This is a genomic window from Streptosporangium sp. 'caverna' (assembly GCF_003203775.1).
Taxonomy (GTDB): Bacteria; Actinomycetota; Actinomycetes; order Streptosporangiales; family Streptosporangiaceae; genus Streptosporangium; species Streptosporangium subroseum.
The window spans coordinates 1232134-1256945 of sequence record NZ_CP029711.1 but is presented as its reverse complement, the minus strand read 5'-3'; the positions used below and the strand labels follow the sequence as shown (position 1 = coordinate 1256945).

Here is a 24812-nt window from a genome sequence, read left to right as displayed (position 1 = left end):
AACATTTCCCGCCGTAATGCACGGAAATTCACGATCCCGACGCTTTCCATCACAACGCGCGAATGCCCACCATCACACCATTCCCCACCGCAACGCGCAGGCATTCGCCCTCACCGGCTTCCCGTCGCGGTGCGCGGACGCGCACCGTCACGGCTTCGGAGGTCACAGGGCGCGGGCGCCCGCCATCAGGGGCGCGATGTCGGCCCAGAGCTTCCTGTGCGTGTCGGGCACGGTCACGAAGAGCATGGCGGGCTTGCGGCGGCCGATGTCGAGCAGCGCGAGCGCCGCCTGGGAGATGTGCTTCCTGCCCCTTATCGCATAGGTCACCCGGTAGCCGAGCACCCATCCCTTGCCGGTGGCCAGCTTCTGCGAGGCGGTCCAGGCGACCTTGCTGCCCGCGGGGTGGTGGTTGCGGATCGTCCACCTCACCGCCGTCAGCGCCGCCTTGCGGTAGTCGGCGTCGGTTTTCAGGGCCGCGACCGGCGTGGCGCCGGGGAGCAGGCCGGAGGCGATCGTCGTGCGCGGCAGCCGCGCCGCGCCCACCCGCTGGCCGACGGAGAACGGAGGGGCGGCCTTGATCGACCAGGGACCGCCCAGCTTCGAGTAGGTGATCGCGGCCTTGGCGTCGGTCACCGCGCCCACCACCGGGCTGAGCGTGCCCGGCAACGTCCTCAGCGTGGTCGCCCTGGGCAGGCCGGGCAGCTTGATCGGAAGCACTGTCGGCCTGGCTGCCGCGGTGGGTTCCTCCACCCGGGGGGCCACCACCTGCTTGACGGGCTCGTCACCGGAGAACAGGACGAAGATCAGAGTGACCGCGCCGACGGCGAGACCGGCCGCGCCCACGCTGTAGACCGTCCGGATCGGCGTGTCACCGATCCTCATCAGCAGCCTGCCGAGAGCGCCGCGTCTGCGAGGTCCACCGGTCACGCCTGCCCTCGCGGCGCCGTCCCGCGGGTGCGTCCCCGACGTCTCCGCGCCCGGCGGGGACCACGACGGGGATACGGCGGCGGCCGAGGGGAACGATCCAATGGGCTTGGGCCGGGGAACCAGAACGACCTCTTCACCGTCCCCGATGGGGAACCGGCGGGGCACTCGCGGGCTGACGATCGAGCCGTCTTCGGCCGGAATGGCCGGTATGGGCGCCGTGGGCGCGTCGTAGGACGGGATGTATCTCTCGTATGAGCGCCCGGAGGCGTTGCCGCCAGCATCCGCCATGAGCGTCAGGTTATGTCACCGTGCCCAAACGGTGAACCCCCTCGTATCACGCTTCGGCTACGAGCTGTGCACCAGCCCAGGCAATGGCGTCCCCCCTTCCACATACAGAATGTCGTTCTGTATGGTCACGCCTATGAGGGGCTTCTATGAGATCGCAACGGCCGATCCCGGACGCATCGCCGTCATCGCGGGTGCCACCGTGACCTACGGCGAGCTCCACGACCGGGTCAATCAGGTCTCCCACGGCCTCGTCACCCGCGGCACCCGCCCCGGCGACGCCGTGGTGACGGTCCTGCCCAACGGAGCCGACGCGATCACGATGATGCTCGCGACCTACCAGATCGGCGCCTACCACGTCCCGGCGAACTGGCACTACACCGCCGAGGAGATCGGCTACATCATCACCGACTGCGCCGCGCGGGTGGTGGTCGGCTCGCAGCGGTACGCGCAGGCGGTGCCCGAGGGGTTCCTGGAGGTCGACGAGCTCGCCCACGGGCAGCCCGTCACCCCGCCCGCGGAGCGCAGGGCCGGGTCGATGATGCTCTACACCTCGGGCACCACCGGCAAGCCCAAGGGCGTGCGGCGCCGGTTGATCGAGGTCAGTCCCGAGGACCTCTACCCGATCCTGATGCGCAAGAGCTGGCGTCACTTCGCGCTGCCCTTCGACGGCGTGCACCTGCTCCTCTCCCAGCTCTACCACTCCGCCCCGTACGGCCAGGCGATGATGGCGCTGCAGTTCGGCCACACGCTCGTGGTGACCGAGCGGTTCGACGCGGAGGAGACGCTGGCACTGGTCGAGCGGCACCGGGTCACCAACGCGTTCATGGTGCCGACCATGTTCCACCGGCTGCTGGCCCTGCCTCCCGCCATCAGGGAAAAGCACGATTTATCGTCATTGACGCACCTGTATCACGGCGCCGCCCCCTGCCCGCCGGCCACCAAGCAGGCCATGATCGACTGGCTCGGTCCCGTGCTCTGGGAGTATTACGGCTCGACCGAGGCCGCCGTGGCGACCATGGTCTCCTCGGCCGAGTGGCTGGAGCGGCCCGGCACGGTCGGCCGGGCGGTCGACGGCCTCGCGTTCACGATCGTCGACGACGACGGCGCCGAACTCCCGCCCGGCGAGCCCGGTCTGGTCTACATCGGCGGCATCAACCGGTTCGAGTACCACCAGGATCCGATCAAGACCGCCTCCGCGATGCTCGGCCGCCTCTACACCCCGGGTGACATCGGCTACCTGGACGAGGCCGGATACCTGTTCCTCTGCGATCGGCGCACCGACCTGATCATTTCCGGCGGCGTGAACATCTATCCCGCCGAGATCGAGGCGGCCCTCCTCGAACACCCCTCGGTGGCGGACGTGGCCGTGATCGGCGTCCCCGACCCGGAGTGGGGACACCGGGTCGTCGCCCTGGTCCAGCCCGCACCGGGCGCCGACCCCGGACCCGGCCTCACCGCCGACCTGCTGGCCCACTGCGTGCCCCGGCTGGCCCGCCTCAAGCATCCCCGCGTGATCGAATACCGGGAGCAGCTACCGCGCACACCCACCGGCAAACTCAGCCGGAGCAGCCTACGCGAGACGTATCTTCCGTCCTGAGCTGGGAATATACCCCCATATGGGGGAATCAACGTCACGTGTCGCATTACTCGCCGCAGCCGCCATGATGCTCGCCGGCTGCGGCCAGGGGGCGAATTCGCCACCGGCCGACATATTCTTCGGCCCACCCACTGAAACACCCGCCGTCACACCCACTGCCTCGCCCAGCACCTCGCCCAGCGGTTCGCCCAGCACCTCGCCCAGCCGTTCCGCCGAGGCCGTACCCGGGGCGGTCGCCCTGGAGACAGCCTACGAACGGGTCATCACCAAGGTCCTGCCGTCCATCGTGCAGATCACCACGGCGAACGGCCTCGGTTCGGGCATCGTCTACGACAGGGCGGGCCACATCATCACCAACGCCCACGTGGTCGGCAGGGCGAACCAGTTCAAGGTCACGCTCGCCACCGGCGGCACTCCCCGGACGGCCAAGCTGGTGGAGTCCTTCGGTCTCGGCGATCTGGCCGTGATCAAGGTGGACGATCCCGAGGGGCTCACCCCGGCCGTGTTCGGCGACTCCAGCAAGCTACGCGTCGGCCAGATCGTGCTGGCCATGGGCAACCCTCTGGGACTGTCCGGCAGCGTCACCAACGGCATCGTCTCCGCGCTGGGCCGTACGGTCAGCGAACCCCAGGACGACGACCCCGAAGATGAAGGCTCGCCCGGTGCGACGATCACCGGCGCCATCCAGACCTCCGCCGCGATCAACCCGGGTAACAGCGGCGGCGCCCTGGTCAACCTCTCCGGCGAGGTCATCGGCATCCCGACCCTGGCCGCCCTCAACCCCGAACTCGGCGGCGGCGCGGCGCCGGGCATCGGTTTCGCGATCCCGTCCAACACCGCCACCGACATCGCCACGCAGATCGTCAAGGACGGCAAGGTCACCAACACCCACCGGGCCGCACTCGGCGTCACCGTGCAGACCGTGATCGGCATCGACGGCCGGACCGTGGGCGTCGGCGTCGTGCGGGTGAGCAGGGGAAGCGGCGCGGAGAAGGCCGGGATCAGGGTCGGCGACGTGATCATATCGATCAACAACGTCCGCCTCACGGGCACTCAGGCCCTGTCGGAGGTGCTCGCCACCCTCAACCCCGGCGACCGGGCCAAGGTGCAGCTCCTGCGCCCCAACGGCTCCACCGCGACCGTCACGGTCATCCTCGGCGAGCTCCCCAGCAGCTGACCGTCTTCTCGTGTGGCCCCTGGAATTCGTACGGCCCCTGGAAGGTCTCTTCCAGGGGCCGTACGAGAGGCGATCAGTCGATCAGTAGGGAAGGGCGCGGTCGGTGAAGCGCATGGTCATGAAGGGCGCCTTGAACTTGGGGTAGGCGACCGTCTTCACATCGCCGTCGGAGGTGTAGCGGTCGTCGGCGTTGGCCTTCAGCCAGTCGAGCCAGGCCACCGAGCAGAAGCGAGCGCAGTCGCCCTTCTTGTCCATCGAGCGGATCCTCGGGATGCCGAGCGGGTCGAACTCCTTGTTGAACGGCGACATGGCCGGGGTGTATCCGGCGAGGAACACACCGCCGTAGTCGTAGGAGACGCCCCCGGAGCTGCCCTTGAGCGCCCATTCCTTGGTGTTGGGCTGGTTGCCGTACGGCAGGGCGATCGTGACCGGGACCGCGTTGATCAGGCTGGTGATGAGCTGGTGGCCCTTCGCCACCTCGGCGTCGACCTCCTTCTCCGGCTTCCCGCGCAGGCTCAGGTGGTCGTGCGTGTGGTTGCCGATGTCGTACCCCTTGCCGACGAGCCAGAGCAGCACCTGCTCCCGCTCCTCGGGCTTCGTCATCCCGAACATGTCGCGGGTCACGTAGAACGTGGCCACCGGGCGGAACCCCGGATGGCGCTGGGCGACGTCCTGGAGGATCGCGACGGCGGTGTTCGCCTTGGGTGCGCCCGTCCCGTCCAGCGCGAACTGTGAGGGAGAGGAGTCATCGAAGGTGAGGACGACGGGGTGCTTTCCCGCCGGAATGTCCATGCGCCCGGTGACGTATTCGGCCGCCGTGACCGGGACGTAGTCCTCCGCCGCCAGCCGTTCGAGCTCCGTGCGGAACTGCTCGGGAGTGCGGTCGTCCTGGTTCCCCGGCTTGTCGACGATCCGGTGGTACATGAGAACGGGGACCTGGCCGAGCTCGTTGGCCTTGACCTTGGCGGCCGCCGCCGTTTTGGTCTTGATGAGGTTCGCCCGTGTGACCGCGGCCGCCGACGCCTTTGCCGCGGCATTAACCTTGGGGCTTTTGTCCTGCGCATCATCCTGCGACCCGCACCCGGACAGAACAGCACCCGCCGTTACGACTATCGTACCGACCGTGACCACCTTAAGACGGCCCATATCATCCTCCAAGCGCACCGGCGATACGCTTCTCATCCCCCTTTGACCTGCAGGTCGATCTCCAGCCGAAGCAAAGCTTCGTACCCCGACAGGGGTCGGATCACCCATTACCGAAATAGCGAAGTAATCAGGCCCGCACCGCTTCCGACGACCGGCCGGCCACCGCTCAGAGGCGGAGCGCATCCCCTCGCGGCCGGGGTCCGTTCCCGGCCTCCGATCCGCATGGACGACGCCCTGGCCCCGCCACGCATGGAGGCGTCAACCGCGACGATCGACCTTCTCCTGAAGCGGTCTTTACCCGACGATGCCGACACGCACGGTGAGACCCCCCGCCTGCCCGCCATCAAAGGCGACCGACCCCTCCACGGTCAGGAAATGTTACTAATGACCAATATTTCTGACCAATATTTGACATAAAAGTCACTCAGCCGTTGACCGCGTCCTATTTCGCGCTTAACGTCCCGGGCAGCCGAGAGGTTCGTCCCTTATTGACGGCTTCCCTCGACGGTCTGTCCGTCGGCACCCCGGGCCAGCCCGGGGATCGGGCGCGGGCTTTGACGCGGCACTGCACCGTGAGGAGAAGACATGGCGGAATCTTTGGAAGCCCGCGGAGTCGTCGGACGCCTGAAGGCCCACGGGCTGCTCGGCGAGATGGCGGCCGAGTTCGCGGGAACCATGATCCTGATCCTGTTCGGGGCGGGAGTCGTGGCCCAGGTCGTGGGGGGCGGCATCGGCGACCACGACAGCATCGCCTGGGCATGGGGCATCGGCGTCACGATGGGCGTCTACGTCGCGGCGCGCATCAGCGGCGCCCATCTCAACCCCGCCGTCACGATCGCCCTCGCCGCGTTCAAAGGCTTCCCCTGGTACAAGGTCCTTCCCTACGCCCTGGCGCAGACCGCCGGGGCGTTCGTGGCCGCGATCATCGTCCGCTTCAATTACGGCGAAGTGCTCGAGAAGGTCGACCCCGGGCTGACCACCAAGACACAACTCGTCTTCTCCACGCTGCCCGGCAACGGAACCCTGCCCATCGGCACCTGGGGCGCGTTCCGCGACCAGGTGATCGGCACCGCGATCCTGCTCATGCTCATCCTCGCCGTCTCCGACACCCGCAACTCGGCCCCCCTGGCGAACCTCGCCCCCTTCATCGTCGGCCTCATCGTCGTGGGCATCGGCATGGCCTGGGGAACCAACGCGGGCTACGCCATCAACCCGGCCCGTGACTTCGGGCCCCGGCTCGCCTCGTTCCTCACCGGCTACGAGAACGCCTGGCGAGATCAGTATGGCCGGCTCTACTTCTGGGTACCGATCGTGGCACCGGTGATCGGGGCATTGATCGGCGCGGGCCTCTACCAGGCCCTGGTGGGTCGCTTCCTGCCGGAGGAGGAAGAACCCGAGGCGGGGCGGGTGGCTCCTCCCACCGATTACAAGCCCACCTGAAATCAGCCGGACAGAGCCTCTCCCCCAAGCCGACCCTCAAGAGGAGGCACCATCCATGCCTGACTTTGTCGGAGCAATCGATCAGGGAACGACGAGCACCCGCTTCATGGTCTTTGATCACGGCGGCAACGAGATAGCCATCCACCAGCTCGAACACAAGCAGATCCTGCCGCGGGCCGGCTGGGTCGAACACAATCCGACGGAGATCTGGGAACGCACGCGGGCGGTGGTCGAGACGGGGCTGAACGGCGCCGGCCTGGCCGCGTCCGACCTCGCCGCGCTCGGCATCACCAACCAGCGCGAGACCACCGTGGTCTGGAACCGGGTCACCGGCCGCCCGTACTACAACGCCATCGTCTGGCAGGACACGCGCACCGACCGCATCGCCTCGGCGCTCGACCGTGACGGCAGGGGCGACGTCATCCGCCACAAGGCCGGTCTCCCTCCCGCGACGTACTTCTCCGGCGGCAAGATCCAGTGGATCCTGGAGAACGTCGACGGGGTGCGCCAGGCGGCCGAGGCCGGGGAGGCGATCTTCGGGAACACCGACTCGTGGCTTCTGTGGAACCTCACCGGCGGCACGGACGGCGGCGTGCACGTCACCGATCCCACCAACGCCAGCCGTACCATGCTCATGAATCTGGAGACCCTGGAGTGGGACGACGAGCTGCTGTCGTTCTTCGACATCCCCCGGCAGATGCTGCCGAGCATCCAGCCCTCCTCCCACCCCGGCCTGTACGGCATGACCCGCAGAAACGGCCCGCTCAAGGGTGAGGTGGCCCTCTCCGGCGACCTCGGCGACCAGCAGGCGGCCACCGTCGGGCAGGTCTGCTTCGGGGTGGGCGAGGCCAAGAACACCTACGGCACCGGCAACTTCCTGTTGCTCAACACCGGCACCGAGCTGGTGCGGTCGAACCACGGCCTGCTCACCACCGTCTGCTACCGCTTCGGCGAGGACGCGCCGGTGTACGCGCTCGAAGGCTCCATCGCGGTGACCGGCTCGGCCGTTCAGTGGCTGCGCGACCAGCTCGGCATCATCTCGGGAGCGGAGCAGAGCGAGTCGCTCGCGCGGCAGGTCGAGGACAACGGCGGCGTCTACTTCGTGCCCGCCTTCTCCGGACTGTTCGCACCGTACTGGCGGTCCGACGCCCGAGGCGCCATCGTCGGCCTGTCGCGCTTCAACAACAACGCGCACGTCGCGCGGGCCACGCTGGAGGCGATCTGCTACCAGAGCCGTGACGTGGTCGAGGCGATGCGGCAGGACTCGGGAGTCACCCTTGACGTCCTGCGGGTCGACGGCGGCGTCACCGCCAACGAGCTGTGCATGCAGATCCAGGCCGACGTCCTCGGCGTACCCGTCTCCAAGCCGGTCGTGGCCGAGACGACGGCGCTGGGCGCCGCCTACGCGGCGGGGCTGGCCGTCGGTTTCTGGAAGTCGATCGAGGAACTCAAGCAGAACTGGCAGGAAGGCCGGCGCTGGCAGCCGGAGTGGTCCGACGAGCAGCGCACCACCGGTTACGCCGGCTGGAAGAAGGCGGTCAACCGGACCCTCGACTGGGTCGACGTGTCTTGACGGAATCCGGCGAGGCCCGGTGCCGGATCACGAGGATCCGGTACCGGCCTGCCCGGCGTGAGACCTCGGCAAGGAATACCTGTCCGGCAACCCACGCTCGTTCGTCCAAAGGTCTCACTACGGAGAGACAGACTTCCGCCGTCGGTTATTGCGCAGTTCGGCGATTCTGTACGCCCCCTCCTCCGTCGTGCTTCCCGAGAGAAGAGGTTCGGTAACCGCCTCCCGATCTGCCACGGACAGTGGTTCAACCGAGATGCGCAGCCCCAATGCCGCCGCCATGGCGGAGAGCGTGCCCAAGGTCGGGTTGGCATTGCCGGAGGAGAACAACCTCCGAACAGTCGCCGGCTCGGCACCAATCGCCCGCGCCAGCTCCGCCTTCGACAGGCCGGCCGACACCCGAGCCTCATCGAGCGCGTTGATGATCGCATCGGTCGCCATAATCCTGACCGACTCGGCGACGTACTCACGGAGAAACCGAGGGTCTTCCAGACCTCGCCGCAGGTCCTCCCAGAACAGACCAGACATCGAACTCACCTCCCTCAGGGCGCGTAACATAAATGATACGGACCCTGACGGCACCCAGGCCGACAGCTCGACCCTGAACCCTTATGGCTACGACCAGTGGAAAAGCAGCGGTGAGCCACCTTGTGACGGTCCGAGGAGTTGCCGGTGATCGCGCCGACGGTGACGGCCGGGCGCTTCCTGGTGGCCGGTTCGGCGATCCGAGCTCTACGCAATCAGGCCGAACCTACGCAATCGGGCTGACTCTACGTAATCAGGTGGGTTCTACGTAAACGAGCCGCCCTCGGATCACCGAGCGGCGGTGAAAATCGTCACGTTGACGCAAAAGTTAGCCATGCCTAACCTAAGTTGCCCCTATCTTCTGGTGATGCCATACCCGAGGTGAACTGTGTCTTTCCCAACTCTCGCGGCGGTTCCGCCACCCCCAACGCCACTCGGCCCCTTCTCGGACTCCGCGGTGGCCTGGGCGACATGGATCACGCTCATGGGCTTCGTCGGCCTGATCGCACTGGCTCTTTTCGCCGCGGGACCCGTGGCCCGGCGGATCGGCTCCGATACGCTCACCCCCGTCACCGCGCGGCTGGCGCGAGCCGCCGTCGTACTCGGAGTGCTGGCGGTACCGGCGGTGCTGACCGATCTCGCGCACGGGGCATCGGAGTCCGGCGGATACGACTACGCAGCAGCCTGGAACTCGCTGTATGACGGCAGCGGCACCGGGCTCCTGTCCGGCCTGGAGGTCACCCTCGCACTGGTGGGCGCCGTGCTGGTCGCCCCGCTCGCGTTCCGGGCGGTAGTCGGCGGCCGGGCGAGGTCGTGGCTGCTCGGCATTGGCCTGGTCGCGGGCGCGGTGGCGCTGGGTACGACCAAGTTCCCGTCCGAGGCACCCGACGACTGGGGCCGGACCGGTTTCGAGACCTTGATATGGATGGCGCACCTGTTCGGCGGCGCGACCTGGATCGGGGGGCTGGCCGGACTGCTACTGCTCGCCTTGCCCGGCGGAGTTCCGGAGACCGTGCGGGGCGCGTTCTGGTCGGGGGCCATCCGCCGCTTCTCCGTGCTGGCGATGAGTTGCGTGGCAGCGATCGTGCTGTCCGGTCTGTTCCTGTACTGGGGGCATGTTGACGGCCCCTCGCAGCTGTTCACCACGATGTACGGCCGGGTGCTGGGCGTGAAGATCCTCATTTTCGGCACCATGCTGCTGCTCGGCGTCTTCAACCAGTTCTGGCTGCATCCCCGCATTGAGGCCCTGCGTGCCGGCGGTGACCAGCGGCGCCTGCGGACCATCCTCCTCCGGCAGTTTCCCGCCCTGCTCGCGGTCGAGCTGCTGCTCGGCATGACGGTGCTGTTCGTCGCTCCCTTCCTGCACGGCTCGGCCCGCAACCAGGCCTTCCAGGCCGAAGCCGCCGCACACGCCACCTCGGCGTCGGCGGAGCTGCCGAAGATCCCCGCCAAGCAGGTCAGCGCGTCCACCTGGACGTGGGGCACCGCCGAGACTCTTCTCGTCATCGCCGCCATGGCCGCCGGCTACCGCGCGTCGGGACGCGTCGCCCGGCGCAGGACCTCAGCGGCCGCCGTCACGACAAGTAGAGAACCCGACGACCTCGTCGGCGTATAGCCGTCGTTCCAAGCACGCCGGCATCGGGCGCCGACCCCGGGCCTACGCATCTCCGAGATCGGCGCGGCGTGCTCAGAGGCGGCAGTAAAAAACCGAGGGCGGTCGGTGGGCGATGTCGCCTACCGACCGCCCTCGGGCGATCTGTTCCATACGTTTCGAATATGGAACGGGGGTGGAGGTGGCGGGAATCGAACCCGCGTCCTTCAACTTCAAGACAGGGCTTCTCCGGGTGGAGCCTGTTGTGCTTTTCTCAGCCCCGGCGATCACACAGGCAAGACGCCGACAGGCTCAGCCACTGTTTGATTTCCCGATCTTCCCCGTGGCCGGGTCGATCGGTTGAGCCTCCTAGCGATGCCAGATCCGGGCCGGAGGCGCTCCCGGGCTGGCAGAAGTCACTCGCTGCTTAGGCGGCGAGTGCCAGGTTGCCCTGGCTGACTTCGGAGTGCGTCTTATTGGCACTTGTTGGTCGCGGTCACAGTGTTAACGAGGTTATGTCCGCAGTCCTCGACCCGCTTCACCTGACTTGCAAAGCCAAAGTCGAAACCAGTCACCCCCCTGTTGAATTTTCAACCCGACCCCGAGGGGCCGAGCTATCCGAAGATACCCGTTACAACGGTGGTAACGCCAACTGAATTCCCGAGGGCGCGCCGTACGAGGCGGAATGAGCCTCCGACGACACGAGATCACAAGAGACGACAGGGATTCGTGGGACGGCAGCCGGCAGGCGAGAGCCGGCAGGAGACCCGAGCGCGAGGAACCGGGTGCCGAACCCCGGGGACGCGGCAAACCCACCCGCGTCCCCGGGGTGTGACCGGCAGGGTCGAGCCGGCCCGGACGGCAGGGCCTCCCCCGAGATCGAAGCCCTGACCTCATCACAGCGACTGAGTCCGCAACCCCCCAAGCGGTGCCCAGTCACTAAGAAAGACGCAAACAAGGTGCTCAATGGTTGCTCAGGGTGAAAAGAATATTTCGGAGAGTCACAGCTTGTCGTGCGGTCCCCGGAAGAACCGGCCCGCGACGGCGGCCCCCGCCGTGGGGTCCTCACTCGCCGTCAGCACCGCCACCGCCACGTCTCCCTGCCAGCCCACGAACCAGGCCAGCGGCTTTCGATCCCGGGTCGCGACGGCGGCGATGCCGTGAACCGGATCGCCCGGGGCCGCGGCGGCACGGGCGGAGCCCGCGACCACTCCGGAGCGCATGAAGGTGCGGAGGGTCTCGACCGTCTTCTCGTCGATCTTGATCGGATCCGGCTCCTTGGAAGGAGCGGCCTTGACCGACGGGTCGAGCGTCTTGGGGTCGGTGACCAGGACGGGCGGCCGCCAGGTGCCCGAGGCGACCGCTCCCGCGACCAGCGCCATGGACAGCGGGCTGACCAGGACGTTCTGGCCCGCGATGGCCTTGGCCGTGGCCGCGTCCGTGGCGAGCGGCTTCATCGAGTTCACCGAACCGCTGAAGGTCTTCAGCGGCAGGGTCCACGGCGCCCCGATGCCGAACTGCGCGGCACTGGTCGTCAGATCGGCGCTTCCGATCTTTCGGGCGAGCGAGGCGAGCGCGGTCACGCATCCGGTGGCGAAGTTGGCCTGAAGGCTCGGCGTCTCTCCGGCGGGCGGTCCCGCCTGGCGGAACCGGGCGCCGCCGACACTCCGCTCGCTGGGGCACGCGAGCTTCTGCTTGGGGTTCATCTGGGCCTTGATCAGACCCTCGACGGACATGATCGAAAAGGTGCTCCCGGCGGGAAACTTCCCGGCGAGCGCGTCCCTCTCCTGGTTGTACTCCTTGGTGCTGGCGACGGCCAGCACCTCACCGGTCGAGGCCTGGACCGCGACCAGCATGCCGGGGACTCCTCCGCCGAGCAGCGCGGCGTCGGCGGTCTCCTGATCCGTACGGTCGAGCGTGGTGTGGACCGGCGAGGTGGAGCGGTCGGGCTTCCACTTCTTGAGCTCGGTCACCGCCATCGTCTTGAGGTCCACGGTTATCACGCGGGTCTCGGTCGAGCCGGTCAGGTGCTCCTGGTAGACCTTCTGCAGCCCGTTCCGGCCCACCGTCTCTCCGGCCCGCTGCGGGCCGCCGAGCTGCTGCACGAGCTCCGGGGTGACCGCGGTGACGCTGCCGACGATCTGGGTGGGCGAGTCGGGGTTGAGCGACTGCCGCTGCGGGGCGATGGTGACGTCGGGGATGGCCCTGATCTGATCACCGAGCTTGGCGAACGGGGCGCGGCCGAAGGTGACGAGCGGCACCGGAATGTCGGGCCGGGCGGAGCGGATCCGGCTCAGCAGGCGGTCCTGCGGAAATCCAGTGATCTTGGAGAGCCGCTCGCAGACCTCCTCCGCGTTCTTCAACGTGGCCGGGATCACGCTCACCACGTACAGGGTTGCCTCCTCCTGGAGCGAGTCGCCCTTGCGGTCCAGGATCGGCTGGCGCTCCTGGGGGGTGACGTCCACCGCGAAGCGCTGCCCCTCGTGCAGCTGGGGGTGGAGCACGCTGGGCGACCAGCGCACCTTCCAGCTGCCGTCCACCAGGTGGAGCGGGAGCTTGCCGTCGTACTCCCAGAGGGGGTTGTTCTCCCCCAGGTCGACCTCGGCCCTGAAGTCGGCTTCGACCTGCTCGCCGGTGCCCCGGATCCCCGTGAGGTTGAAGCGGAACGAGGCGGCGTCAAGCTGGAGCTTGGCGTCCTCCAGAGCCTTGCGGACCGCCTTCTCGTCCCCGTCGGTGCGCTGGGCGGCCGCGGTGTAGTCACCCGTCTGCCAGCCGACCAGGAAGTCGCGCACCGCCTCGTGGGCCGAAGGCTCCTCCAAACACCCCGACAGCATGGGAGCCATCGCCACCAGCGCGAGCGCCGCGGCGGCGGTACGCCGAGCCTTCCCCGTCACAATTACCTGTTCCTGTGCCTGAACTCGCGTGCCATCTCACGCTTGGCCTGGTTCTCAGCCAGCGTCTGCCGCTTGTCCCAGTCTTTCTTACCCTTGGCGAGACCGATCTCGATCTTGGCCTTGCCGTCCTTGAAGTAGAGGGCGAGCGGCACCAGCGTAAGGCCGCCCTCCTTGGTCTTGGAGACCAGCTTGGCGATCTCCTTACGGTGAAGCAGCAGCTTGCGGGTGCGGCGCGCGGCGTGGTTGGTCCACGTCCCCATCGTGTAGGCGGGGATGTGGACGTTGATCAGCCAGGCCTCTCCGTCCTTGATGACGGCGTAGCCGTCGAGGAGGGAGGCCCGGCCAAGACGCAGCGACTTGACCTCGGTGCCCTGCAGCACGAGACCAGCCTCGTAGGTGTCCTCGATGTGGTAATCGTGCCAGGCACGCTTGTTCTGGGCGATGACCTTCCGCCCGATCTCACGTGGCATGCCTGGAGCCTACCGGGGACCGGGGCTGTGAGCCGCGCCCGGAAGCGGAAACGAGATCAGCGCCGAGCGCGGAACACGAACCCGGCGCGAGCGCGCGGCGGACGCCACGGGCGCCGTGGGCACGGTCACCGGCGCGTCAGACACGTAGGTAACGGCGGAGCGTGAAGAAGGATGCGAGCACACAGATGATCACGCCGACGACCATCGTGAGGCTGATCACCGATGCGACCGTCTCCCACGCGAGCTCGCTGTTGTTGTTGAGGGCGACCTGCACGGCGTCGAAGAGGAACACCTTGCTGACGATCAGCAGCATCGCGGCCACCACACCGCCGATCAGGCCGGAGATCACGCCCTCCATCACGAACGGGAGCTGGATGTAGAGATTGGAGGCACCGACCAGTCGCATGATGCCCGTCTCACGTCTTCGGTTGTAGGCCGAGAGCCGGACCGTGTTACCGATCTGGAGCGTCGCGGCGAACACCAGGATGATCGCGATGATCAGGGCCGCCCAGCGGAGTTTCTCCAGCAATCCGAAGAATTTCTCCAGGAGCTCCTTCTGATTGATCACGTTCGAGACCCCTGGACGGCCGTTGAGCGCCTCGATCACCGCCCCGTATGTGTCGGGGTCCTTGAGCTTCACCCGGAACGACTCGGGCATGTCATCGACCTGGATCGCCGAGAGCAGCACGGTGTTGTTGGCGTTCTGGGTCCGGAAGTTCTTGTAGGCCTCGGCGGCGTTCTCGAAGGTGACCGCCTCGACCTGCGGCATGGCCTCGATCTCCGCCTTGAGATCCGCCTGCTCCTGCTCGTTGACGCCACCGCTGGTCTTGCACTGCGGGAAGGCGTCGTTCTTCTTGCACAGGAAGACCGAGACCTCGACCTTGTCCGTCCAGAAGTCCCTCATGCTGGAGATCTGAGAGCTGATCATCAGGCCAACGCCCAGCAACGCCATGCCGATCGCCACGGTCACGACGACGGCGATCGTCATCGTGAGGTTACGGCGGAGGCCAATCCAGACCTCGGAGAAGATGAAGTTTGCCCGCATGCTCTTCCTGTCGCTTTTGCCGGTCCTGGTGTCAGTACGCCTGGCCGTACACGCCACGCGACTGGTCTCGGACGATCTTGCCGTCCTCCAGTTCCACTACGCGCTTGCGCATGGAGTCGACGATGGCTGCGTCGTGAGTGGCCATGACGACGGTGGTGCCGGTCCGGTTGATCCGGTCGAGCACCTTCATGATGCCGATGCTCGTCGCGGGGTCGATGTTTCCGGTCGGTTCGTCGGCCAGCAGGATCATCGGCCGGTTGACGAACGCCCGGGCCATCGCGACCCGCTGTTGCTCACCACCGGACAGCTCGTCGGGCATCCGGTGGGCTTTGCCTTCGAGGCCGACGAGCTCGACGACCTCGGGGACCACCTTACGGATGAATCTCCTGGGCTTGCCGATGACCTCCAGAGCAAACGCGACATTTTCGTACACGTTTTTGTTCGGGAGCAGTCGGAAGTCCTGGAACACACACCCGATCCGACGGCGCAGGTGCGGAATCTTGAAGTTGGACAGTCGGGCAAGATCCTTGCCGGCCACGTGGATCGCGCCGGAATTGGGGCGCTCCTCCTTCAGGACCAGACGGAGGAAGGTCGACTTCCCGGACCCCGAGGGGCCGACGAGGAATACGAACTCGCCCTTGTCGACATCGACGCTGACGTGGTCCAACGCGGGCCGGTTCTGGTTCACGTAGACCTTGGTGACATTATCAAAATGGATCACAGGCGCATCACGGCATGCCAGTCTAGGGGGTAGGACGGTCTCGGGAGTGGCAGAGGTCCACTTCCGCCTCGCGCCGGCCGGAGGGCGCCGGTCTTTACTCTGGATCGACGTTCCGGTTGGCCGGAGCCCAGTCTAGGGGGAAGACTGGCATGGAACGTCCATAACGGAAACAAAACGATTCGGCGCCCGGTAACGACCGCATAAAGTAGTTCTGACCTCGAAGAGGGAGGACCTCATGAGCTGTGAAGACCTGGTCTGCGCGGGGTGCGCTCACCCCGTCGCCGAAGGCCGCTGTCCCCGCTGTCGCGCCAACCGCGAGCGGCTGCACCAGAACGGCCTGGGAGGGATGACGCCGGCGCTCATCTCGCTGGCGTTGATCGCGCTCTTCTTTCTCACCCTCGCCCTGAAGCACCTTACGAGCGCGTGACACGGAGACGCCCCTCACGATGTACGCAAACACCTGTGAGGGGGCCTCACGGCCGCTCAAGGCGGCGTCAGCCTGCCTTCTCGCGCCCGCCTACGCGTCGTCGGCGCCCGACTCCTGGCGACGGGTCCACCGGATCTCGGCCTCGATGAAACCGTCGAGGTCGCCGTCCAGCACCGCACTCGGGTTACCCGCCTCGGCGCCCGTCCGCAGGTCCTTCACGATCTGGTAGGGGTGAAGCACGTAGTTGCGGATCTGGGTGCCCCACGAGGTGGTGGACTCACCCCGGATCTCGTTCAGTGCGGCGGTCTCCTCCTGGCGCTTGCGCTCCAGCAGCTTGGACTGCAGGACCGCCATCGCGGTCGCCTTGTTCTGCAGCTGGGAGCGCTCGTTCTGGCAGGAGACCACGATGCCGGTGGGCAGGTGGGTCAGGCGGACCGCCGAGTCGGTGGTGTTGACGCCCTGGCCGCCGGGCCCCGACGACCGGTAGACGTCGACGCGCAGGTCGTCCTCGTTGATGTCGATGTGATCGGTCGTCTCGACGACCGGCACCACGTCCACGCCCGCGAAGGAGGTCTGGCGGCGGCCCTGGTTGTCGAACGGGCTGATCCGGACCAGGCGGTGGGTGCCGTGCTCGCCGCGGAGCGTGCCGTACGCGTAGGGCGCCTTGACGGTGAAGGTCGTCGACTTGATCCCGGCCTCCTCCGCGTAGGAGGTCTCGTAGACGTCCGTCGGGTAACCCCTGCGCTCGGCCCACCGCAGATACATCCGCTGGAGCATCTGGGCCCAGTCGGCGGCGTCCACGCCGCCCGCCTGAGACTGAATCGTGACGACCGCCTCGCGGGCGTCGTATTCGCCCGAGAGCAGGGTGCGGACCTCCAGGGCGCCGACGTCGCTCTTCAGGGACGCCAGCTCGCGGTCGGCCTCCTCGCGGGTCTCCTCGTCGTCTTCGGCGGCGGCCAGCTCGTAGAGGACGGTCGCGTCCTCCAGGCGCCGTCCCAGAGACTCGACCCTGTTGACCTCGCCCTGCAGGAAGGAGAGCTTGCTGGTGACCTTCTGCGCCCGGTCCTGGTCGTTCCACAGGTCGGGTGCGGCTGCCTGGTCCTCCAGCTCCTCGATCTGCTTGCGCATCGCGTCGAGGTCGAGCACGTCCTGAATACTGTTCAGCGTGCCTCTAAGCTCGTTTATCTCTTCTGCCGGGTCGATGAGTGCCACGTCTGTAAAGGGTACGCGACCACCAAGCCCCATTGTGTACGGCAAGCACCTCCGCCATGGCTAGCATGGGCGCGCGGGGACCATCGGGAGGCGGACGTGCAGGGACATGGGCGACGAGGTCTGCTCTCGCTCGCCCTGGCCGTGTTGATCGGCACATCGGCGTGCGGGGGCGACGACGCCTCTCCCAAACCGACTCCCACGGCCAGCAGATCCGTGGCCGTCGTCGCCCCCACCCCCTCCCCTCCTCCCGCTCCCGTGCCCCAGGTCACGCTGACCGAGGCCGGAAGGGTGCTGGCGGGGATCATCAGCGCCGACGGGGTGCTGGGAGCGGCGACGCCCCATCTGGACGCCGACCGCAAGAACATCCTGGAACAGACCCGCGACGGGCAGGAGGCCCTCACCGCGGCCGCCTTCAGCTCCTCCGCCGACGCGCTCCCCCACTACACCTGGGGAGCACCCGACCTGCTGGTCCCGAGGGTGCAGGGGAGCGCCCCCTGGTTCGCCGCGATCGTCAGACGTGAGGACTCGGCCGGCAAGGCGCGCTCCGCCGTACTGACGGTGATCAGGCAGGGCAGGGACGACTGGCGGCTCAGCTCCACCTCGCTGCTCGACGTGGGGACGCGGGCCCCGGCGATCGTCAAGGACGCGGACGGCTACGCGACCGCGCTGGGCGAGGAGGACACGACCGTGGAGATCAGCCCCCGGCTCATGGCTCCACTTCACGCCACCTCCGCCGAGGAGGGCGCTCAGGGCTTCGCCGCCGGGTTGATCGAGGAGGGCCCGCACACCACCGGCTACGCCGACGAGATCGCGGAGAAGCGCCCGGCCGAGAAGAACGCGTGCCTGGGCTACGACTCGATCTTCGCCGCGAGCGACTATCCGGTGCACGCGCTGCGCACCGCCGACGGCGGCGCGCTGGTCCTCTACTCGCTGATCAGGACGACGACCCAGACGGTCAAGGTCGAACCGTGCGCGTCGGACTTCAGGATCCCGCCGGACGTCGCGAAGCTGACCTCGGACAGTTTCGTCCGCGAGGAGCTGCGCACCGTGGAGACGCAGCTGTACGTGAGCACGGTCCCGGCCAAGAACAGCGGCGGGCCGGCCAAGGTCATCGGTTATCTCGGCGGCATCACCAAGGTGACCGTGAGCTGAGCTCGAAGATCGGGCCGGCCCCGGCCAGGCCGGATCCTCTCCTCTGCCCGAACTCCCGGCCACGCCGAATCCCGGCCAGGCGGGATCTCCCCTCGGCCGCACCCCGGCCGGGGCTGAATCCCGGCCTGGTTGAGTCTTCCTCGTTTCCCTTGCCGGTCCTGACCTGCCACCGGGCTGGGCCCTCCCCACCGGTCCGGTGGGGAGGGCCCAGCCCGCGAAGGTCAGGCGTCTCGGTGCGGGAGGTTGGTGGTGGCCACCAGCGTGCGGATCGCACGCAGCGCCACCGACAGCGTCGCCAGGTCGAAGTTGTCGCTCTCCCAGATCTCCGACAGGGTCTGCTTGGCCCTGGCCACCGCCGCCGAGTTGGCCTCGGTCCAGCGCGCCAGGCGTTCCTCGGGGGTCAGTCCCGGCGTGCTGTGCACCAGGACGTCGTGGGTGAGCGAGGCGTGCGAGGAGTAGAGATCGTCCCGGAGGGCCGCCCGCGCCATGGAGTTCCAGCGGTTGTCCCTGGGCAGCGCGACGACCCGCTCGCGCAGCCTGGAGAGCTGGAGCCGGTCGGCCAGATCGAAGTAGACCTCGGCCACCTCGTTCACCGGACGGCCGGTGCGCGAGGCCACCTCCACCAGGTCGAACGTGGAGTACGCGGGAACCATCGCGGCCACCCGCTCGGCCAGGTCCTCGGGGACGCCCCGCGCGATGAAGCCGTCTCGCCGGTCCTCGAACGCGGTCAGGTCGGACCCGGTCAGCAGCTTGGGCAGGTGCGGCACCAGCCCGTTCATGCCCTTGGCGAAGAAGCTCACCGTGGAGGCCAGGTCCAGGGGCGAGCGCCGGTTGCCCAGCAGCCAGCGGCTGCCGCGCTCGGCCAGCTTGCGGGCCTCCAGCTCCATGGCGATCTGGGTGGAGGTGTCCACCTTGTTGTCCAGCTCCTCGATCCGCCGCCAGAAGCTCGGCAGGTCGAAGACCTCGCGCGTGACCAGGTAGGCGCGGACGATGTCCGGGGCCGACGCGCCGCTCTCCTCGCCGATGCGGAACATGAAGGTGGTCCCGCTGGAGTTCACCAGGTCGTTCACCACGCCGGTCGTGATGATCTCCCGGCGGAGCGGGTGGGCGTCCATGTAGGTGCGGAGGCGCTTGCGCAGCGCCGACGGGAAGTAGGACACCAGCCACGACGCCAGATAGGGGTCGTCGGGCAGGTCGGAGGCGAGGATCTCCGCGTCGGTCACCAGCTTGGTGTACGCCAGCAGCACCGAGAACTCCGGCGGGGTCAGCCCGAGCCCGGACTGACGCCGTTCGGCGAGCGTCTTGTCCGAGGGCAGGAACTCCAGCTCCCGGTTGACCAGCCCGGCCCGCTCCAGCTTGCGCAGCTGGCGGGAGTGGATGTGCAGCATCTCCGGCGCCTGCGCGCGGGCCGCGGCCAGTACCACGTTCTGGTCGTAGTTGTCCCGCAGGACGAGATCCGCCACCTCGTCGGTCATGTCGAGGAAGAGCTGGTTGCGCTGCTTGTCGGTGAGCTCGCCGTCGCGGACCGCCCGATCCAGCAGGATCTTGATGTTGACCTCGTGGTCGGAGGTGTCCACCCCGGCGGAGTTGTCGATGAAGTCGGGGTTGACGAGCCCGCCGTTCAGCGCGAACTCGATCCGGGCGAGCTGGGTGAAGCCCAGGTTGCCGCCCTCGCCGATCACCTTGCAGCGCAGTTCGGAGGCGTCGACCCGCAGGCCGTCGTTCGCCTTGTCACCGGCCGCGGCGTTCGACTCGCTCGACGCCTTGACGTAGGTGCCGATGCCGCCGTTCCAGAGCAGGTCCACCGGAGCTCGCAGGATGGCGCTGATCAGGTCGCTGGGGGCCAGCGACTTCACCCCGTCGGCGATGCCGAGCGCGGCGCGCATCTGCGGGGAGATGGGGATCGCCTTCGCCGTGCGCGGCCAGACGCCGCCGCCCTTGGAGATGAGCGAGGCGTCGTAGTCCGCCCACGAACTCCGCGGCAGGGCGAACAGCCGGGCGCGCTCGGCGTAGCTGCGCGCGGCGTCCGGGTCGGGGTCGACGAAGATGTGCCGGTGGTCGAAGGCGGCGACCAGCCGGATGTGCTGGGAGAGCAGCATGCCGTTGCCGAACACGTCGCCGGACATGTCCCCGACGCCTGCCACGGTGAAGTCGGTGGTCTGCACGTCCACGCCGATCGTGCGGAAGTGGTATTTGACCGACTCCCAGGCGCCCCGGGCCGTGATGCCCATGGCCTTGTGGTCGTAGCCGATCGAGCCGCCCGAGGCGAAGGCGTCGCCCAGCCAGAAGCCGTACTCCTTGGCCACGCCGTTGGCGATGTCGGAGAACGTCGCGGTGCCCTTGTCGGCGGCGACCACCAGGTAGGTGTCGTCCTCGTCGTGCCTGACCACGTCGGCGGGCGGGACCACCTCGCCGTCAACGAGGTTGTCGGTGATGTCCAGCAGGCCGGAGATGAACATCCGGTAGCAGGCGATGCCCTCGACCAGCGTGTCTTCCCGCGTGCCCGACTTAGGCGGATTTTTCACGACGAAGCCACCCTTGGAGCCGGTGGGGACGATGACGGTGTTCTTCACCATCTGCGCCTTCACCAACCCGAGGACCTCGGTGCGGAAGTCCTCCATCCGGTCCGACCAGCGCAGGCCGCCTCGGGCGACCTTCCCGAAGCGCAGGTGCACGCCCTCGACCCGCGGGGAGTAGACGAACACCTCGAACTTCGGCCGGGGCAGCGGCAGCACGCTGATCGACGGCGAGTCGAACTTCAGGCTGATGTACGGCTTACGCCGACCGTCCGCGGTCGTCTGGTAGTAGTTCGTCCGCAGCGTGGCGTTGATCATCTCCAGGTAGGCCCGCAGGATCCGGTCCTCGTCCAGCGAGGCCACCTCGTCCAGGGCCCCCAGGATCTCCTCCTGCAGCGCGTCGCACAGCTCCGAGCGGACCTCCTGCGAGCGCCGGGGGTCGAGCCTGACCTCGAACAGTCGCACCAGCAGCCGCGCGAGCCGTACGTTGCCCAGCAGCACCCGCTCGATGTAGGCCTGGCTGAACGTGGTCCCGGCCTGGCGCAGGTATTTGGCGTAGACGCGCAGGATCTCGGCCTGTTCCCAGGTCAGTCCCGCCGCCAGGACGAGCCCGTTGAACCCGTCGCTCTCGACCTGGCCGTACCACAGGGCGCCGAAGGCGTCCTGGAAGAGCCGCTTGAACTCGTCCCTGTCCACCTCCGAAGAGGGGGTGTAGCGCAGGCCGAAGTCGTAGATCCAGGCGTCCTTGGTCTCCGGGCGGCCGTCACGGTCGATCTCGTAGGGCCGCTCGTCGACCACCTCGACGCCCATCCGCTGGAGCAGCGGCAGCACGCGGGACAGTGAGATCGCCCCGCCGATCCGGTAGAGCTTGAACCGGCGCTCACCCTCCGGCGAGTCGTACGGCTCGTAGAGGTTCATCCCGATCTCGTCGGAGGAACCGGCCAGCGCCTCCAGGCGACGCAGGTCGGCGACCGCCAGCCGGGCCGGGAAGTCGGCCTTGTAGCCCTCGGGGAACGCCGAGGCGTACCGGCGGACGAGCTTGGGCGCCTCCTCCTCGGAGCTCAGCTCGGTGATGGCCGTGGCCAGGTCGTCCTCCCAGGAGCGGGTGGCCGCGGCCAGCTTCGCCTCCAGCTCCTCCACGTTCACCGCGTCGGCGTTCAGCGGCTTGCCCCGCTCGCCGCGCACGACCACGTGCAGCCGGGCGAGGGCCGACTCGCCGATCATCGCGCTGTAGTCGAAGGAGGATCCGCCGACCGCCTTGAGCAGGATCTCCTGCATCTTGAGGCGGATCTTGGTGGTGTAACGGTCACGCGGAAGGTAGATCAGGCACGAGATGTAACGACCGTAGTCGTCCGGGCGGAGGAAGACCTTCACCTGTTTGCGCTCGCGCAGCAGGAGCACGCCGAGCGCGATCGGCAGCAGCTGTTCCACCGAGGTCTGGAAGAGCTCGTCGCGGGGGAAGGTCTCCAGGATCTCGATGAGGTCCTTGCCGTCGTGGCTGTCGGCGGTCAGCCCGGCGAGTTCGAGGACCTCGGCCAGCTTGCGGCGGAGCACCGGGACGCGGGAGATCGACTCGCTGTAGGCCACGTGGGTGAAGAGGCCGAGGAAACGCCGCTCGCCGACGACCTCGCCCGAGGCGTCGAAGAGCTTCACGCCCACGTAGTCCAGATAGGCCGGGCGATGCACGGTGGCGCGGGTGTTGGCCTTGGTGATGATCAGCATCTGCTGCTTCTCACGGGCCTTGGCACGCAGCTCGGGAGGGAGCGCGGCGAAGCTGTCGGAGCCCACCTTGTCGTGGCGGAGGATACCCAGACCCGTGCCGAACATCGGATGCAGCCTGTCGCCCTCCTCACCCTCCTCCAGGCGGTATTCGCGGTAACCGAGGAAGGTGAAGTGCCCGTCGGCCAGCCAGCGCATCAGCTCCAGGCTGTCCTCCACCCCCGCGGGGTCCAGCGGCGGCGGGTTGACCGACACGTCCTCCGCGGTCTGCAGGGCGAGGGCGCGCATCTTGACGAAGTCCTCGACGGCGTTGCGCACGTCCTCCAGGACCCGTTGCAGGTCGGTCTCGAGCTGCTTGAGCACGGCCGGGTCGTTCTGCCGGTCGATCTCGAAGTGCATCCAGGACTCGGCGAGCATCTGCCCGGTGATGTCCTCCTCGCCGCGGCCCAGCAGCTTGCCCGTCATGTCGCGGCGGACGCGCATCTGCGGGTGGACGACGAGCTGGGTGCCGATCTCGTGGCGGTTGAACTCCATCGTCACCGAGTCGACCAGGAAGGGCATGTCGTCGGTGACCACCTCGACGACCGAGCCGCCCGGATCCCAGCCGTGCTCCTCCAGAGTCGGCGTGTAGGCCCGCACCAGCGCACGTCCCTGGGGGCGCTTCTCGGCGAGCTGCCGCTGAGCCATCGCCGGACCGTACACATCAACCGGGTTACGGCTCAGCAGGTCCTCTGGGGCGACATGCCGGTAATAGAGCCTGAGAAAGGCGAGTGCCTCCTCATCACTCACGTGGTCGCTGCCCGGTGTGTGCGCGCACATCTCGGCGGCACTCCTCAGCAGCTCGTCCTTCGCCTCGTCGAGCGGCATGTCGCTCTCACTCCTTTGTGAGGGGTTGTTGCACATTTTGGTGAGGAAACATGGCTAATCCCATGGTTCCCATGATGAGGAAGGTCATAAGGGGTGAAAACCCTCCGAGGTACGGCGCCTCTATGGAACGAATTACCCGTACTCGGCCCGATTCAGCCACTCAGCCCTCCACCGCCCGGCTGTCCGGGCGCGGCAGACCCGTCGCGCGGCGGCTGTCTCGCCATGCGTGAGCGGATGTCCGGCTGATCGCCGCGAGTCGGCATGTGACCCGCGGCCCCTCGCCACTACCGGCGGAGAACCGGCGATCTCGTGGTCGGAGACGGCGAGTTCCTGCTGGGGGGAGGCGGTGAGACAAGCATCCCACAGGGTGGGGTCGGAAAGGTCGCGGCACCACCGGGCGAGTTCGGTCTCGCCGGCACCGATACTCCGCCCACCGGGCATGGCCCGCGGCACGACACCTCCAGCGGCAACCTGGCTCGATCCCCATTGACCGAGCCACGGCACCGCTCCTGATACCACCCGAAAAGTGGCAAAACGTCAATGTGGCGTCCGGTCGTCGTCCAGATTTTTGGAGCGGTCCCGCCGTACCACATCGAGGAATCCGGGAACCTCACTCAGTTCCCGGAGCTCGATCTGGCACTCCTCGCACGCCATGAGGTGGCGCTCGAACACCTCGTGGTCCTCTTGATCGAGTACCCCGAGGGCATATGCAGCCACGTCAAAGTGCGGGGAGGGGACCATCAGCTCGCGACACCTCTCTCCTTCAGGACCTTTCGGAGAGCCCGGATCCCGTAGTAGAGCCGGGACTTGACCGTGCCCGGCGGGATCCCAAGGATTTCCGCCGCTTCGTTAATCGTACGGTCCCGTAGGTAAGTGTGCTCGATGACTTCACGGTGTTCTGGAGATAGTTCGCGTAACGCATCGGCGACGATCATCGCCTCGATCGCTCGATCTGATCCGTCGGGAACGGGAACGGCGTTCGCGTCGGGGGGCTCGACCTCCTGTGGTCTAGCCCCTCGCCTGCGACGACCGTCGATGACGATACGGCGGGCGACGGTGAGCAGCCAGGCCCATAGAAGCCCTGGCTCTCTGTGCAACCTCCCTGCGTTGCGCCAGGCGCGGACGAGCGTCTCCTGGACGACGTCCTCGGCCCATTGCAGATCATTGCCTGTGGCCTTACGTACATGTCGGAGCAGGGGGACACCGAACTCCCGGTACAGACCTTCTACCAGGACGACATCGGTGTCCGTGCTCTCGAACCGACTGTCGAGTTGACGACGCACGGGCACATCTTTACACCTTCGTTATCAGTCACGTCTGCAACTCTGGCAACTCCAGTCATTTCTAACTATCTCATCACTTCCTATGAACCTCCCCTGGGAGCGCCGCGTATCTCCCACCAAGTGCGCCCGCACCAGCGGGTCCTCGGGGAAGGAAAGACCATGGCAGAGCGGCACATCCCGTGGCCGGTCGGAACTGTCCTCGCCCTCCCCCTTCTCGCCGGACGCGGCGGGGGTTCCACCGTAGG

Annotated in this window: 18 protein-coding genes and 1 other RNA gene; 7 read left to right on the top strand and 12 right to left on the bottom strand. The window is 67.4% G+C overall.

Annotated elements, in window-relative coordinates; all coding sequences use genetic code 11:
• Positions 1–162: 162 nt before the first annotated feature.
• Complete coding sequence (locus DKM19_RS05755) at positions 163–1215, bottom strand: hypothetical protein (RefSeq protein WP_110694804.1); 1053 nt, start codon at positions 1213–1215, stop codon at positions 163–165.
• A 133-nt stretch (positions 1216–1348) separates the two neighbouring features.
• On the opposite strand from DKM19_RS05755, the gene DKM19_RS05750 reads away from it, so the two are divergent.
• The gene (locus DKM19_RS05750) at positions 1349–2812 is read left to right on the top strand and encodes an AMP-binding protein (protein WP_110694803.1); all 1464 of its coding nucleotides are present in this window, start codon (positions 1349–1351) and stop codon (positions 2810–2812) included.
• Between the two features lie 19 nt (positions 2813–2831).
• Complete coding sequence (locus tag DKM19_RS05745; RefSeq protein ID WP_110694802.1) at positions 2832–3989, top strand: S1C family serine protease; 1158 nt, start codon at positions 2832–2834, stop codon at positions 3987–3989.
• 81 nt (positions 3990–4070) lie between these two features.
• On the opposite strand, the gene DKM19_RS05740 is transcribed toward DKM19_RS05745, so the two are convergent.
• Entirely contained in the window at positions 4071–5135 is a 1065-nt protein-coding gene (locus DKM19_RS05740; protein ID WP_239514105.1) for a polysaccharide deacetylase family protein, read from the bottom strand.
• A 585-nt stretch (positions 5136–5720) separates the two neighbouring features.
• Here DKM19_RS05740 and DKM19_RS05730 point away from each other — a divergent pair.
• Both DKM19_RS05730 and glpK read left to right on the top strand, forming a co-directional pair.
• The gene (locus DKM19_RS05730; RefSeq protein ID WP_110694799.1) at positions 5721–6575 is read left to right on the top strand and encodes an MIP/aquaporin family protein; all 855 of its coding nucleotides are present in this window, start codon (positions 5721–5723) and stop codon (positions 6573–6575) included.
• 55 nt (positions 6576–6630) lie between these two features.
• Positions 6631–8148, top strand: a complete 1518-nt coding sequence (gene glpK / locus DKM19_RS05725; protein ID WP_110694798.1) for a glycerol kinase GlpK — start codon at positions 6631–6633, stop codon at positions 8146–8148.
• A 117-nt stretch (positions 8149–8265) separates the two neighbouring features.
• Here the strand turns inward: glpK and DKM19_RS05720 are convergent, their stop codons facing one another.
• Entirely contained in the window at positions 8266–8673 is a 408-nt protein-coding gene (locus DKM19_RS05720; RefSeq protein WP_110694797.1) for a helix-turn-helix transcriptional regulator, read from the bottom strand.
• Positions 8674–9127: 454 nt separating this feature from the next.
• Here DKM19_RS05720 and DKM19_RS05715 point away from each other — a divergent pair, with 454 nt between their 5' ends.
• A complete protein-coding gene (locus DKM19_RS05715; RefSeq protein ID WP_204358667.1) occupies positions 9128–10285 on the top strand; it encodes a copper resistance D family protein in 1158 nt (385 codons plus the stop codon).
• Positions 10286–10455: 170 nt separating this feature from the next.
• Here the strand turns inward: DKM19_RS05715 and ssrA are convergent.
• The 5 genes from ssrA to ftsE all read right to left on the bottom strand — a co-directional run bounded on the left by ssrA (position 10456) and on the right by ftsE (position 15391).
• Positions 10456–10840: a transfer-messenger RNA gene (gene ssrA, locus DKM19_RS05710) on the bottom strand.
• Between the two features lie 422 nt (positions 10841–11262).
• Positions 11263–13155: a penicillin-binding transpeptidase domain-containing protein gene (locus DKM19_RS05705; protein ID WP_110694795.1), complete on the bottom strand. Its 1893-nt coding sequence runs from the start codon at positions 13153–13155 to the stop codon at positions 11263–11265.
• A gap of 2 nt (positions 13156–13157) precedes the next feature.
• Entirely contained in the window at positions 13158–13625 is a 468-nt protein-coding gene (gene smpB / locus DKM19_RS05700) for an SsrA-binding protein SmpB (protein WP_089212749.1), read from the bottom strand.
• A gap of 136 nt (positions 13626–13761) precedes the next feature.
• Entirely contained in the window at positions 13762–14670 is a 909-nt protein-coding gene (ftsX, locus tag DKM19_RS05695) for a permease-like cell division protein FtsX (protein WP_110694794.1), read from the bottom strand.
• Between the two features lie 31 nt (positions 14671–14701).
• Entirely contained in the window at positions 14702–15391 is a 690-nt protein-coding gene (gene ftsE, locus DKM19_RS05690; protein WP_089212751.1) for a cell division ATP-binding protein FtsE, read from the bottom strand.
• Positions 15392–15626: 235 nt separating this feature from the next.
• Between ftsE and DKM19_RS05685 the strand changes: the two genes are divergently transcribed.
• Complete coding sequence (locus DKM19_RS05685) at positions 15627–15818, top strand: hypothetical protein (RefSeq protein WP_089212752.1); 192 nt, start codon at positions 15627–15629, stop codon at positions 15816–15818.
• 90 nt (positions 15819–15908) lie between these two features.
• Here DKM19_RS05685 and prfB read toward each other — a convergent pair whose 3' ends face one another.
• The gene (gene prfB / locus DKM19_RS05680) at positions 15909–17030 is read right to left on the bottom strand and encodes a peptide chain release factor 2 (RefSeq protein ID WP_089212753.1); all 1122 of its coding nucleotides are present in this window, start codon (positions 17028–17030) and stop codon (positions 15909–15911) included.
• Between the two features lie 96 nt (positions 17031–17126).
• Between prfB and DKM19_RS05675 the strand changes: the two genes are divergently transcribed.
• Entirely contained in the window at positions 17127–18182 is a 1056-nt protein-coding gene (locus DKM19_RS05675) for a hypothetical protein (protein WP_162641315.1), read from the top strand.
• A gap of 221 nt (positions 18183–18403) precedes the next feature.
• Here DKM19_RS05675 and DKM19_RS05670 read toward each other — a convergent pair whose 3' ends face one another.
• The 3 genes from DKM19_RS05670 to DKM19_RS05660 form a co-directional block, all read right to left on the bottom strand.
• Complete coding sequence (locus DKM19_RS05670; RefSeq protein ID WP_110694792.1) at positions 18404–23284, bottom strand: NAD-glutamate dehydrogenase; 4881 nt, start codon at positions 23282–23284, stop codon at positions 18404–18406.
• A gap of 537 nt (positions 23285–23821) precedes the next feature.
• Positions 23822–24025, bottom strand: coding sequence for a zf-HC2 domain-containing protein (locus DKM19_RS05665; protein ID WP_110694791.1), 204 nt, complete (start codon positions 24023–24025; stop codon positions 23822–23824).
• Positions 24025–24567, bottom strand: a complete 543-nt coding sequence (locus tag DKM19_RS05660; protein WP_089212765.1) for a sigma-70 family RNA polymerase sigma factor — start codon at positions 24565–24567, stop codon at positions 24025–24027. Before DKM19_RS05660 ends, DKM19_RS05665 begins: the two co-directional genes overlap by 1 nt.
• Positions 24568–24812: the final 245 nt, after the last annotated feature.

What these genes read in the sequence shown, in the direction of transcription:
- DKM19_RS05665 (WP_110694791.1), bottom strand. Translation starts at nt 24,025, where the DNA reads ATGGTCCCCTCCCCGCACTTTGACGTGGCTGCATATGCCCTCGGGGTA.
- smpB (WP_089212749.1), bottom strand. Translation starts at nt 13,625, where the DNA reads ATGCCACGTGAGATCGGGCGGAAGGTCATCGCCCAGAACAAGCGTGCC.
- DKM19_RS05745 (WP_110694802.1), top strand. Translation starts at nt 2,832, where the DNA reads ATGGGGGAATCAACGTCACGTGTCGCATTACTCGCCGCAGCCGCCATG.
- DKM19_RS05670 (WP_110694792.1), bottom strand. Translation starts at nt 23,284, where the DNA reads ATGCCGCTCGACGAGGCGAAGGACGAGCTGCTGAGGAGTGCCGCCGAG.
- DKM19_RS05720 (WP_110694797.1), bottom strand. Translation starts at nt 8,673, where the DNA reads ATGTCTGGTCTGTTCTGGGAGGACCTGCGGCGAGGTCTGGAAGACCCT.
- glpK (WP_110694798.1), top strand. Translation starts at nt 6,631, where the DNA reads ATGCCTGACTTTGTCGGAGCAATCGATCAGGGAACGACGAGCACCCGC.
- DKM19_RS05750 (WP_110694803.1), top strand. Translation starts at nt 1,349, where the DNA reads ATGAGGGGCTTCTATGAGATCGCAACGGCCGATCCCGGACGCATCGCC.
- DKM19_RS05730 (WP_110694799.1), top strand. Translation starts at nt 5,721, where the DNA reads ATGGCGGAATCTTTGGAAGCCCGCGGAGTCGTCGGACGCCTGAAGGCC.
- DKM19_RS05740 (WP_239514105.1), bottom strand. Translation starts at nt 5,135, where the DNA reads ATGGGCCGTCTTAAGGTGGTCACGGTCGGTACGATAGTCGTAACGGCG.
- DKM19_RS05755 (WP_110694804.1), bottom strand. Translation starts at nt 1,215, where the DNA reads ATGGCGGATGCTGGCGGCAACGCCTCCGGGCGCTCATACGAGAGATAC.
- ftsX (WP_110694794.1), bottom strand. Translation starts at nt 14,670, where the DNA reads ATGCGGGCAAACTTCATCTTCTCCGAGGTCTGGATTGGCCTCCGCCGT.
- DKM19_RS05685 (WP_089212752.1), top strand. Translation starts at nt 15,627, where the DNA reads ATGAGCTGTGAAGACCTGGTCTGCGCGGGGTGCGCTCACCCCGTCGCC.